General features: G+C 45.4%; 12 protein-coding genes. 7 read left to right on the forward strand and 5 right to left on the reverse strand.

The genetic code is table 11. The features are described from left to right. Window positions 1–25 precede the first annotated feature (25 nt). A complete protein-coding gene (locus TJ79_RS14455; protein WP_040950996.1) occupies window positions 26–529 on the reverse strand; it encodes a MerR family transcriptional regulator in 504 nt (167 codons plus the stop codon). 175 nt (window positions 530–704) lie between these two features. On the opposite strand from TJ79_RS14455, the gene TJ79_RS14460 reads away from it, so the two are divergent. Further along, complete coding sequence (locus TJ79_RS14460) at window positions 705–1,547, forward strand: SDR family NAD(P)-dependent oxidoreductase (protein WP_040950997.1); 843 nt, start codon at window positions 705–707, stop codon at window positions 1,545–1,547. Window positions 1,548–1,553: 6 nt separating this feature from the next. On the opposite strand, the gene TJ79_RS14465 is transcribed toward TJ79_RS14460, so the two are convergent. Continuing rightward, window positions 1,554–2,486: a phosphotransferase gene (locus TJ79_RS14465; protein ID WP_040950998.1), complete on the reverse strand. Its 933-nt coding sequence runs from the start codon at window positions 2,484–2,486 to the stop codon at window positions 1,554–1,556. Between the two features lie 279 nt (window positions 2,487–2,765). Between TJ79_RS14465 and TJ79_RS14470 the strand changes: the two genes are divergently transcribed. From TJ79_RS14470 to TJ79_RS14480, 3 genes are all read left to right on the forward strand, one after another. Next, entirely contained in the window at window positions 2,766–3,854 is a 1,089-nt protein-coding gene (locus tag TJ79_RS14470; RefSeq protein ID WP_040950999.1) for a sensor domain-containing diguanylate cyclase, read from the forward strand. Window positions 3,855–4,020: 166 nt separating this feature from the next. Then, window positions 4,021–4,467: a MarR family transcriptional regulator gene (locus TJ79_RS14475; RefSeq protein ID WP_040951000.1), complete on the forward strand. Its 447-nt coding sequence runs from the start codon at window positions 4,021–4,023 to the stop codon at window positions 4,465–4,467. A gap of 10 nt (window positions 4,468–4,477) precedes the next feature. Continuing rightward, window positions 4,478–5,485: a serine hydrolase domain-containing protein gene (locus tag TJ79_RS14480; protein WP_040951001.1), complete on the forward strand. Its 1,008-nt coding sequence runs from the start codon at window positions 4,478–4,480 to the stop codon at window positions 5,483–5,485. 188 nt (window positions 5,486–5,673) lie between these two features. Here TJ79_RS14480 and TJ79_RS14485 read toward each other — a convergent pair whose 3' ends face one another. The 3 genes from TJ79_RS14485 to TJ79_RS14495 form a co-directional block, all read right to left on the reverse strand. Further along, entirely contained in the window at window positions 5,674–6,522 is an 849-nt protein-coding gene (locus TJ79_RS14485) for a DUF2268 domain-containing putative Zn-dependent protease (RefSeq protein WP_040951002.1), read from the reverse strand. 96 nt (window positions 6,523–6,618) lie between these two features. Next, window positions 6,619–7,098: a GNAT family N-acetyltransferase gene (locus TJ79_RS14490; protein WP_040951003.1), complete on the reverse strand. Its 480-nt coding sequence runs from the start codon at window positions 7,096–7,098 to the stop codon at window positions 6,619–6,621. Window positions 7,099–7,115: 17 nt separating this feature from the next. After that, a complete protein-coding gene (locus TJ79_RS14495) occupies window positions 7,116–9,551 on the reverse strand; it encodes a M13-type metalloendopeptidase (protein ID WP_040951004.1) in 2,436 nt (811 codons plus the stop codon). A 508-nt stretch (window positions 9,552–10,059) separates the two neighbouring features. On the opposite strand from TJ79_RS14495, the gene desA reads away from it, so the two are divergent. From desA to TJ79_RS14510, 3 genes are read left to right on the forward strand one after another with little or no spacing between them, the layout of a single operon-like run. Continuing rightward, complete coding sequence (gene desA / locus TJ79_RS14500) at window positions 10,060–11,136, forward strand: Delta(5) desaturase DesA (protein ID WP_052339603.1); 1,077 nt, start codon at window positions 10,060–10,062, stop codon at window positions 11,134–11,136. A gap of 23 nt (window positions 11,137–11,159) precedes the next feature. Further along, window positions 11,160–12,284, forward strand: coding sequence for a sensor histidine kinase (locus TJ79_RS14505; RefSeq protein ID WP_040951005.1), 1,125 nt, complete (start codon window positions 11,160–11,162; stop codon window positions 12,282–12,284). Between the two features lie 2 nt (window positions 12,285–12,286). Beyond that, window positions 12,287–12,892: a response regulator transcription factor gene (locus tag TJ79_RS14510; protein ID WP_040951006.1), complete on the forward strand. Its 606-nt coding sequence runs from the start codon at window positions 12,287–12,289 to the stop codon at window positions 12,890–12,892. Window positions 12,893–12,998: the final 106 nt, after the last annotated feature.

Genomic DNA, 12,998 nt, shown 5'->3' on the forward strand with positions numbered 1-12,998 from the left:
ATTCACAGAAGCTATTCCGTGTTTATCATACGGAATTCGGAGACTTGCCCACTCCGGCCGATACGGAAAAGTAACTCATCTGAACCGTCGAGACTGACTTGGGCTTGGATTCTTCCATCCTGTTTTCGGACACGTCGTCCTGAATTTCATCCGAGCAGTCCCGCCGGTACCTTCCCTTCTCCAATTTCATGTCGATAAAATCGACAACCTGCTGCAGAGAGGAAATTTGGCTGACGATATTTTCCCGGTGGCTCCTTAAGAGCTCCACCAGTTCGGGATATTCCGCGGGATCAGCATCAGTGGAGACCGCCAAAAAAGGCCGCATTTCTTCCAGCGGCATTCCCGTTTTTTTCAGACAAGAGATCAGCCGGATTGTTTCGATGTTCTCCTGCCGGTAGACGCGGTGCCCGTTATCCTTCCGTTCAGCCCGGGAGAGTAGCGCGATCTTTTCGTAATAACGAATCGTATCTTCAGAAATTCCGGTTTCCTTGGCGGTTTGCTTTATCGTAAACGTTTGCTCTTCCTTCATCCTGTTCCCTCCCATAGGCTATTTTTGTGTGCATTATACATCTTGGTGTTGGCTCCAAGTCAAGCCCCTTATCCTTTGGACAAAACTTGGCTTTTCAGTCTTGACTTGGAGTCGACTCCAAGTTATAGAGTGAGCATTATCAGGAGAAAACACCAGTATTAGGAGGAGCCATGCAATGAATATGGGACAACGTGAAAATATCGCCGCAATTACGGGCGCAAACGCAGGGATCGGGTTGGCATTGACCCGGAAATTGCTGTCGGAAGACTGGCAAGTGGTTGCTTTGAACCGTTCCGACTTTCCGCCAGACGATAGGAGGATCCAAGAAGCAGTCCAGAGGGGATGGCTTCGCATTTATAATACGGATGATCTTGCCGATTATGCCAGCTTGAGACGGACTTTGGAAGAAATCAAAAGCAAGGAGCAGCGGATCGATATTTTGTTCAACAATGCCGGAGGGTCCTTTTCCGAGCTGAGCTATTCGAAACAAGGACGCGAAAATCATTATGAGCTGATGACAGTCGTTCCGTATATCATTCTGATGGAATTGAAGGAACTCATAAAAAGCGGTCACTTAAAAACGGTGATCAACACCTCATCTTCAGCTCTAAAATTTACGAAAGAGTTAACTATCGAAAGCCTGGAACGCCCCAAAATCTTTCGCAAACTGATTGGTCCTTATGCCGCCTCCAAGTTAGCGCTCTCGCTGTGGACTCAGGCCATCGCGCCGCAGCTAGCCAAGGATGATATCAAGATCCGCAGCGTTGACCCGGGCGGCAACAACACACTAAGAAAAGGGAAAAAATCCGGGTTGCCCCTATTGCTTATCCCGTTGATGAAACTGTTTTTCTCTCCACCAACCCACGGTGCCAACAGGCTGTATGATGGTGCCCTCGGGCAACACCGGAATGAAACCGGCGTGTTTTTGCTGAAAGATCAGGTTACGGAATTAAAATTTCAAGATCAAGCGTGGAATGTTTTAGAAAGGATTAATGCGATTTACGAACACGAATTTTGATTTCTCCTATTCTAAGTATTTCTTCATCTGAATTCTTAATTGATTCGCTTCCTCTTTAATATTGGAATGGGCGACATCCACATTAGCATCGTAGAAGTGCATGATTTCAGTAAACAGTTCATAGAAGCTGTTTTTGATTTCAAAATTTTTGCTCAACGGAATCTTCGACCGGTAATTCTCCAGTAACCCGAAATATTTGCCGTTTGCATTATTGAGCTGATATAGGTCCAATTCGGAATCCGCCCAGCAGCAGTTAAACGGGTCAATGACCGCTGCGGCGGCTGACTGGTCCTTATCGAGCATCACATTCCACATATTGTAATCGCCATGGATTAACCTCGCATGCTCTACCTTCTCCCTAAAGATCTTCCCATAATTGCTGTAGGCATATTGTACAGTCGCATAAACCTCATCATCCAACTGTTTGTTCTTAACCATTATCGTCGCTTTTTCAAATATGAGGTCAACCTTCGGCTTGTAATACTCGTTCCAATCTTTCGTGTAGGTATCCGCATTTAATTCACCGAATCCCTCCGAGTGGATCACACTGTGATACGCAATGAGGTTGTCAACAATTTGATCCGCGATTCTTTTTCTGTTTTCCGGGGGCATCTCATAAATCTCACCTGCATTGATACCCTCCAAGTATTCCATACACAGAACGTCGAAAGGAATGTCAGATGAGCTATGATGCACAAAATAAACCCGGGGCATCGGAAGGATTGCGTGCTCCGCAAGTGTCGTTAATTGAGATTGTTCACGGGTGTTAAGCCCCTTCTGGTTGTATACCTTTATAACCAGCTTATATGGCGGAACATCGAGCTCCACCAAAAATACCTTGCCATAAAAGCCACCACCTATATGCTCGATTGAACCGGATGTTGTTTGAAATTGCACCTTAAGTAATTCATTAATATTCGTAATGAGCTGCTCATCCATCGCTCTGCCTCCTCTTACGGATTTGAGCATAGTTTAGGATACCTGTAAGGAAATGTATATATAATAATATTCTGTCTTTATATAAGAAAATGGAACAGGGATCGTTTAGCGCAATCAATTGGATTGGGATAGTTTAGTACAGTAGAAAACAAATAAGATGCTAGAGATGCAACGCCCCTCTAACTTCGGAGTTCTGCTGACAAACCTAGTTAAAAGTGCTAGCATGTTACCTAATGATGGCCGACAGATTACTATGCGAAGCACGGGGGAATTGGGACGATGTTTGAGAACCGTCACCTTAAAGTCATAATGGAAGTCCAACAGCAGATGCTGTTATCTAACTTTGATTTGAAGCTGTTTATGCAGACGATCTGCGATCGGATGTGCCTATTAACCGATGCCGACGGTTCTACCATCGAGATGCTGGCGGGAGATGAAATGGTTTATGCAGCCGTCAGCGGCACCTTGCAACCTCATCTCGGAATTCGAATAAATAAGAACGGCAGCTTGTCGGGCTTGTGCGTGACGGAGAAGGAAATCTTGTATTCACCGGATACTCAGCAGGACGATCGCGTCAACAAGGAAGCGACTATGAAAGTCGGTGCGCGGAGCATGGTCTGCATTCCCCTGTTCGAATCTAGCAACGCCGTCGGCGTGTTGAAAGTCATCTCCGGCCGCCCCGATGCTTTCTCCAGCCGCGATATCGAGACGTTGCAGTTGTTATCGCTCGCCCTAGGCTCGGAGCTAGGCAAGCAAATCAACTACGACGACAAAATTCGGATTCTGAACGATTACGAGCAATTATTGGTTCAATTAACAGCCGAAATTGAGAGACGTGAAAAACTAGAGAGCGAGCTTATTCAATTGACAGAGCGCGACATTCTGACGGGATTGCTGAATCGTAGAGGCTTTAGCGATCGAATCCAAGGCTGGATTAATCGGGCCAGTCGAGAAGAAGGCTTATTCGGGGTGTTCTATCTCGATTTAAATAAATTCAAGCAATGCAACGATACTTACGGACATGAAGTCGGCGATCTCGTGCTTGTAGAGTTCGCGAATCGCATCAAGAAAGCGGTTCGCGAATCCGATCTGATCGCACGCGTAGGCGGTGATGAGTTCGTGGTAGCGGCATGGCTGCAGAACGGCAACGATGGCTTGATGCAGGTTGCCAAGCGTTTAATCGAGCAACTAGAGTCGCCGATGCGGATTAAGGAGCTTCAACTGCCAATGTCCACCAGCGTCGGCTGCACGCTATGGGCAGGAGGCAAGACGGATCTCGATCTCATTCGCGCGGCGGATCAATCGATGTATCTCGCCAAGTCCAACGGCACCAACCAGATTGCGGTTAATGGGGAGCTCGTGGGGTAAATTCAGCTATAAAAAGTTTAAAATATAACCTTCCTAGGATTACAAAAGCAGAAATGTTGATTGAACAACATTTCTGCTTTTTCTTATGAGACAGCCTCCTACGTTGTTTTTTATTTAATGAACATTTATAATTAATACACATTAACTATTTAGGGTGATGAAACAAATGGATCAACAACTCGTACAGCTTGTAAAAGAAATTAATCAAATCGAATACGAAACAAATCTTATGCTGACGGAAGAGTTCGCTTCTCTTATAGATGATAAAATCACAGCCAAACAAGCTAAATTTCTAGATTTATTACGCAAAAGAGGGGCTCTTCAAACTCATGAATTATCGATATTAATGGGCACTTCAGCGAGTGCCGTGAGCCAACTGATTAATCGATTAGAGCAGGATGGTTATATCAAAAGGATCGTTAATCTAAAGGATCGAAGAGAAATACTTGTGGAGTTGGATGAACGAGGTCATTCCTATTATAGAAAGCATGATGAGATAGAACTTCAAATCATTAAAAAATATTATTCAAAGCTGGAAATGAATGAACTGATGAAGTTAAAAGAAACTTTCATCAAATTAAAACAGATCGTCTTACAAGAACAGCGCAGCTAGGAGGATTATTATGGATACAATTAGAATGCATCAAGAGATCTTTAAGATCGTTCGACCGTACCTTAATAATCGAGACCATCTAACATTATCGATTGGAATTGTAAATAAAAATGAAACAGCGACTTTTCTTTATAATGGATCCAATAGTCAATCTATAGAAGAACAAAAGCCCCTTATTTATGAAATAGGTTCCATCTCTAAAGTGTTTACGACCACGCTGCTCGGGGAAATGATCCAGAATGGAGCCCTTTCTGCGGACAATTCGATTGGCCAGTATTTTCCGACACTGTCCCATGACCACCCTATAACGCTTAAACATTTAGCCAATCACACCTCAGGAATCCCTGCTATATGCATATGGAAATCAATCGTCAATCGACTTCGTTCAGATACGCCTCGCGACCCCTATTGTCTATTTTCGCTTAGTGAAGCCGTTCAATTTTATAATAAACATCCCAAAGAACCAAAATTTAAATTTCGCTATTCGAATGCCGGCATGGGCTTATTAGGAAACATTCTGGCTAATCAACTGCATACCGATTACGGAACCGCAGTTAAAGAAACAATTACCAATCCGTTAGAAATGGTAGATACCTCTATTAAGGTCCCTTCTAGCAAACAAAACCGCTTGTTGCAGGGGTTCGACGTCAAAGGAAGAGAACAACCGCCACTGCTAATGAATGAATTTATGGGCGCCGGCGCCATCCGGTCTACTGTCGATGACCTATTGAAATTTATTAATGCTCACATGGATCGTAGGAATGAAGGTTATCAATTAACGCAGCAACCTACCGTAAAGATCGATCGTAATACTCAAGTCGGTTTAGGTTGGATGCTTGAGAATGACATGGTCTGGCATAATGGTGCAACCCAAGGATTCTCAAGCTTTTTGGGGTTTGATATGGAACGGCAACTAGGTGTCGTTGTTCTATCCAACTATCGTTCCCGATTATTTGCCAACAATCCTGATCAAATCGGAACAGACCTATTAAAGCTTCTGCGAACCGGTGAATATTAATCAATGAGACAGCTTTGGATACAACTTCCCGTTCCCAGAAGTTGTAAAGCCATTATTTGGCGCGCACGCTTCGGATTCACGAAGGACTGTGTCACAGCAATACTTTGTTATCCTGCGCCGCACCAATAATTTTGAGGTCGTGTAGCGGCGTCGGCCAATTAATGCCATCCTTCAAGGATTACCCGGTCTTAGTAAGCATGCAATCTGTAAATGCTGCCATTCAAAATCTCTTTAGGATGTACAGCAATTAATTCAGTGAGTGAGACATGTGGATGTAAATCTAGATAACTGTTAACCACTAAATTACCAAATGTGTAACCAATACACCATGGAAGTCCTATCTTTTCGTCGCCAAACATATATTTTTCAAAATCGTCTCGATCAGTGCTATAAAGGATTGGCTTCATTTTATCCCACAAATCTGTTTCTTCGCTTCTGGTTAAAACACTAAGCCATTGTGGCTGCAAATCAGGAAATAGACTTTTTGCAAAGGCATCCGCTTGTCCTTCGTTGATTATATACTCCAGAAAATTTCCCTCTAACCCGCCATTCAATACATACCAATGGTGTCCCCAAACGCTATGATGGTACTCATGACCAAAAACATAGGGAATCCACTGTTCCCAATTCTCTGCTCGCGGATTGACATTAATCAATATATTTCCGAATACACATGCACCTACTACTCCATTTTGGCGTTCTTTTACTAGCCCATTAGTGTTTGGATAAATAGCCACTATTATGGGGTCATCATCGTTTTTCGGTAGTTCACGGCATATTCTTCTAAACTCACTCTTAAGATCATCTGCATTTATTTTCGCCAGCAAATGAAACTGTTGTTCCAATGCATCTAAATCCTCAATCATGGCAGGTTTCATGAAGCTCTGATCAAATGGAGCCCATTGGGAAATTCGATCCCAGTAGGGCTGAATAAAATACTTGTCCCATAACAGCTGGGGATCAGCATTACTGCCATTTTTCATTTCGTCAATATACTTCAAAGCATTTTCATACGGGCAGATTATTTCAATATCCATTCATTATGCCTCCCATATTCCATATATACCCAGTATGGAACATGTACACAATGAAGAACAGATAAATAATCGATATAGTCGAACTACCCGGTTTAATCAAATATTTATTGACATATAGTTCTTTCCTTCAACAAAACCAAAACTTTCATACATCGGTTTAGCCATATCAGATGAATGTAGCAGGATTTTTCTAATTCCTTGTGTCTTCAAATCGTCTATTGCTTCACTAATAAGTTTGGATACTATCCCTTGACGACGGTAATTGGGGATTGTGAAAACATTAGTCATGTATGCAACTAATCCTGAAGGATTTTCATAACGTGGCGCGAATCGACATAAGCAAAAACATACTGTAGATACCACTACTCCGTCATCATCAGCAACCCATACAACGAGTGACTTGTCTGATAGTGAGGAATCAAAGTAGTTATTAAATGTTTCGTCCATTTTACTGTCGTCCTCATGACCTAGCAATATCTTACGGAATTTAATTAATTGCGGTATATCGGTTGTAATAGCTTTTCGAAACAGCATGATTGACTTCCTTCCCATTAAAACAAAATCGAGGGCACCCAAAAGGGTGCCCCCTATTCTTACCAGATAGAAATGCGCTTATCGGGTGATAAATACATCGCATCTTTTTCCGTTATGTTGTACACCTTGTAGAAACTATCAAGCATCTGAATGACGAAGTTTACTCTCACTTTATTTGGAGCGTGAGGATCCATTTGCAAGCTGCTGATGCTCGATTGCACCGGCATCCATGCCGCAAATGCATGGGCGTAGCCAACGAACACTTGAGAAAGGTCCGCGTTAGGGTTGTCATCCGCAATATCTAGGACGCACGACAATCCACCCAGGTCCGCAATCGTCTCCGCAAGGGTCAGCTTTCCGTTTACATCACTGCCAGGAACGAACTCAATCTCGGACAACTCCCCCGCCAATTTCTCCGTACGCTTTTGGAATTCGGCATAGTCGGCATCCTTCCACCAGTTGACCAAATTGCCGTCTTTGTCGTATTGCGCACCATTTTCATCAAAAGCATGGGAGATTTCATGGCCGATTATCGCGCCGATGCTGCCCAAATTCTGCTCGCGGCTCGCCTTTGGATCATAGAAAGGCGCTTGCAGGATCCCCGCTGGGAAAAAGATACTGTTCGTCGAAGCCGTGTAGAATGCGTTCACCGTCATAGCCGGCAGCGAACTCCATATGTCCAAGGAATACGGCTTCTTAAGCGTCTCTTTGCCTGCCGCTACCTCTGCGACTTTCCGGCTCATAAGCAGATCGAACAACGTGCCGCCATCCGCCGTGCTTGGGAAGCTATAAGAAAGCGTTGGGCTCCATTTATCGGGATAGCCGATGTTCACCTTAATATTTTTCAGCTTCTCAACGGCCTTTGCTTTCGTCTCGGCACTCATCCATGTTAGAGCATTAATACGATCTTCGTACTTTGCGATTATCTCGTTTACAATATCTTTCACATCGTTTTTGCTAGATTCGGGAAAATAATCACTAACGTATGTCTTATCAAACGCTTGCGGTTCGATGCTTTGTGCCAAGACGGCTGCACGCTCTTCCACCGGAAGCTTTTCGGGCACAATGCCTATAAGCGCCTTAGCTAAGTCATCCTGAAAACCTTGCGTTTCTTCAGAAAATGCACTTACATACTCGTGATAGGTGTTAAAAGCCAACAAGTCTTTGATCACCTGCAAATTCTGATCGGTAATGAGGCTATCTGCAAATTTAAGATAATCCGTCTCTGGAGAATACACCGTCATATTGGCAGGAAGATCGTACATCTTGATGACCGCTTCAGCCAAACCCGAGTTTGGAGTTGCCTTTTTCATCTCGTCCCAAGTGGACTTCTTATATAAGTTTTTCGGGTCCTGCTGATCTTCCGGTGGTGTAACCTTAGTAGACAGTTGTTTCTCAAGCTCGAAAATCGCTTTTGCGCGCTCGGGAATATTGTCTTTTTCGCCGATATATTTTAACACTCGCTCGATATATTCGATGTAGGCCTGTTGCACACTTGCCATAGATGGATCGTCACTATAATAGAGAGCTGTACCCAAAGTTAAATCTTTGCCTACGAAGACAGCGGCGTATTTTGTTCTGTCGCCCAATGTATCTTCCGTAGCTGTAAAAGATATGAGTGGAACGAAGTCAAACCGATCCCCATACTTTTCGGCGATTGCTCTCAAGCCTGTAACGTCTTTCACCGCATACAATTCATCTAGATACGGACGGAGCTTATGAATACCGTTCCCTCGAGCAGTTACATCGGTATACATCGTGTAAATTTCAGCCGCTCTCCATTCAGTGGAACCAGCGGCCGCAGTATTTTGGTTCTTCAATAGCTGTTGCATAATTTCAGATCCGTTATCTTCTACCTTCTTCGCAACATCATAGAAGGTTCCAGCCGCTGGATAGCCGGGGTGTATAACTGGATCGGCAAGATATTGCCGGTTCGTATAAACATAGAAGTCGTCCTTTAAACCGACTTGTTTTGCCCCATATGGATTGTTTGCCGCTACTTGAGCCACGTACGACAATTTTGCCAGAAAGGCTTGCGCTTGCTCGACTGTTACGTTATGAGCAGAAAGCCCTAGGTCATCCAACAATCCAAAATCGTCAAGCGCTGCGTAGTAGGGTGCAGCCCATACCGGTACGTCTGCAGCGTCGCCGCTTGCGTCAATCCCTTTCCACTTAAGAAAGTTACAAGCGATAACGGCCAATTCTGGTCCGGTTACGATCGATCCAGGCTGAAATTTGTTTCCTCCTGTACCCTTCATATATCCGACAGTCGCTGCGATCGCGATATCTTTTGCATACGGATTGCTAGCGGGTACATCAGAAAAGGTTTGTTTCGGGTTGTCTATTGTGATCTGAAACGTCTGATTGATCAATGCTGTCAACTGACCTCTTGTAATCCCGTTGTCGTCGCCGGCTGCATGCGCATTCGTGAGCCCAATGCTGACTGTCAAAAACAGCGCCAGCAACATTGCGGTGAAACGTTGTAACTTTTTCAAAACTGCACCCCCACGTTAATCTATTAAATACCCTCAATTTATCATAAATAGACTAGAAAGGAAATATTAGGGCGAATCAGACATTCCAGAGAGTAGGTTCTCCGTGCTGACTGGATTGTCAAGTTTAAAGGCCACCCTATACAGGTGGCCTTTTTGATCACGCTAGCTCTATCGGGATTATGAACGATTTCCGAAACGACTTTTTCGTTCTTATCGAAATCGACGATGAGCATATGTCCTCCTTTTTTAAGAACAACGATAACCTCGTTAAAGGTATATGGAACAGTTAAGTAGATAAAAGCCGCCTAGCCGTAACCTTCGTGATTGGCCAACCATCTATTCTCCATGCTGGCGATTTGTTATCGTTTGTTTACAACCCATGATATTTATCACACTCTCATCTTGACGTTTATGACTGTAAATGGCAGAGCGTTCCTCCTTATAATGAAGGGATCCATCACTAAAAAAGACATTCAGCGATTATGCTTCAACCAGGAGGGAATCACATATGGATTCAACGAACATTGCCGAATTGAAGAAACACTCCGCTCCATATGCGCGAACGAACACCGCAACCAGCTTACGTCAGCTCCTCAACACCTTGTTGCCGTTATTGTTGCTGTGGATCGCGGCTTATGCGAGCTTGTCCATCTCCTACTGGCTGACGATACCGATTGCCGTCGTTGCAGCGAGCTTTCTAATCCGAACGTTTATCATTTTTCACGATTGCTGCCATCAGTCGTTTTTCAAAAGCCGCAGGGCGAACGATTGGCTGGGGAACATTACAGGCGTCCTTACACATTTTCCATATGAACAATGGAAGAACGCTCACAATATCCATCATGCGACAAGCGGCAATCTCGATAAACGGGGCGTTGGCGATATGTGGGTCATGACCGTGGATGAATATGTCGCTGCACCGACGCGGCTCAAACTGGCCTACCGGTTGTACCGGAATCCGTTTATCATGCTGGTGTTCGGACCTTTGCTGATTTTTCTCGTTACCTACCGAAAGAACCGTCCAGGGGCGAAGCGCCGCGAGAAGCTTAATACGTATATGACGAATGTGGCGATTATCGCCTTATATGTTGGACTTACCGAGCTAATCGGGTGGAAAAGCGTACTTCTCGTGCAAGGCCCGATGCTTTGGGTTGCGGGAATGCTAGGAATTTGGTTATTCTATGTTCAACATCAGTTTGAGGATTCCTACTTCGAGAACGACGAGGAGTGGAGCTACGTCAAAGCCGCGGTCGAAGGAAGCTCCTATTATCGGCTTCCCCGGCTTTTGCAATGGATCACCGGCAATATCGGCTTCCATCACGTGCATCACTTGAACCCGAAGGTACCGAATTACAATCTGGAAAAGACTCATCTGGCGATTCCGCCGCTTCAGAAAGCGATGACCATCACCATCCGCACCAGCCTACGCTCCCTTCGGTTCCGGTTGTGGGATGAGAACGCGAAGACGTTCATCGGATTTCGCGAACTGAGAGTTGCCCGCGGAAAACTGGCTGTGAAACCGGAAATCTCGGTGATCGGAAAGGCAGGCCGCTATCCGGTCGATAAGGCTCTGAAGCCCGAGTAGTCAATCCCAAAAGGTGGAACCGTATGCAAAAGTGGCGTTCGAATTTGCACAAGACAACCGGACTCAATCCTTTTATATGGGCCATCTTGTTTATCCTGCCCTTCTATTATATCTTTCGCACTTCATCCAGAGCCCATACCACAGTGGGAATCGCCCTGATTCTCCTGTTCTTCGTCTCTTACGTGCTTGTTTTCGTGACCAAAGGGTGGAAGGTATATGTGTGGTCGGGCGTTCAAATTGCCGTATCCATCGCCATGACCGTCTTATTCGGATTCGTGTACTTCTCGCTGCTGCTCGCCTTCGTAATCGGGAACATTATGAGCAAGAAAGGCTTCATTACGCTATACGTCATTCACCTTACCTTTACGATTGCGACGATTGAATATGCGATCCTCGTCAAGCATCCGATGGTCATCAGTCAATTGCCCTTTGTCCTCATTTGTTTGATCATGGTCATCCTGCTGCCCATCTCCAACTACAACCGCAATAAGAACGAGCAGTTGCAAGATCGGCTGAACGATGCGAACAAACGGATCTCGGAATTGGTGAAGCTGGAGGAACGCCAGCGGATCGCAAGGGATTTGCACGATACCCTCGGTCAGCAGCTGTCTCTGATCGGGCTGAAGAGCGACCTGGCTATTAAACTAATGGCCAAAAACCCCTCGCAATCGATGGAGGAGATGATGGAAGTCAGGCAGACGGCGAGAAACGCCCTGAAGGAAGTGCGGGAGATCGTGACGCAAATGCGCGGCGCAAAACTGGCGGAAGAATTGGCCCGCATCGGAAAAATGCTGAAGACGGCTCGAATCGAACTGATGGTCGAAGGGGATTTGGAATCGCAGAACTTATCGCTCATGAATGAGAACGTGCTCTGCATGTGTCTAAAAGAGGCTGTCACCAATCTCGTCAAGCATAGCGGAGCCACCCTCTGTATGATCACGATCCGGCCGGATCGCCTAGCCTTGGTCACCACCGTCGAGGACAACGGAATCGGAATGACACAGAATGCGTTATACTCCAAAGGTAGCGGCCTTAAAGGGATGAAGGAACGCCTCGAATTCATCAATGGGAGCCTGGAGCTAGGTGCTGGACCGGGTTCCTCCCTTGTGATGAAAGTACCCCATACCCATCCGAGAGAGAAGGCTTGAAGATGATTCGAATCGTAATTGCCGAGGATCAAAGAATGATTCTCGGCGCACTTGCCGCATTGCTGGAGCTCGAAGAGGATATGACCGTCGTCGCGAAAGCCGGCAACGGGGAAGATGCCGTCAAGCTGGCGCGTCTCCATCAGCCGGACGTTTGCATTTTTGATATCGAAATGCCGCTCAAGAACGGCTTGGAAGCGGCCGAAGAGCTTGCCGGGCTCACCTTGAATTGCAAAGTCGTCATTCTCACGACCTTCGCCCGCGCGGGTTATTTCGAAAGAGCGATCAAAGCCGGTGTACATGGCTATTTGCTTAAAGATAGCCCAAGCGAGGAACTCGCGAATTCGGTCCGCATTATTGTAGGCGGTCGGCGTCTATATGCGCCTGAATTGATGGATGAGGCATACGGCGAGGAGAACCCCCTAACGGAGCGGGAGAAGGCCGTGCTAACCCTTATTGCCGACGGCAAAAGCACGAAGGAAATTTCGAAGGAATTGTTTATTACTCCTGGAACGATTCGGAATTACATATCCGTTATTCTGGGTAAGCTGGGAGTCGGTAACCGAGTCGAAGCGATCAAACAATTCAAGGAGAAGGGCTGGTTCAAGTAAAGAGCAAATTCCGAATGTAGAGATGAGGTAATGGCCGAATTATGGAGAAACATCATCGTTGGGAACGGTAAGATGGGCATGAAACAATGGTTGTGAAATAACGGTT

This window comes from Gorillibacterium massiliense (assembly GCF_000455485.1).
GTDB classification, from domain to species: domain Bacteria; phylum Bacillota; class Bacilli; order Paenibacillales; family NBRC-103111; genus Gorillibacterium; species Gorillibacterium massiliense.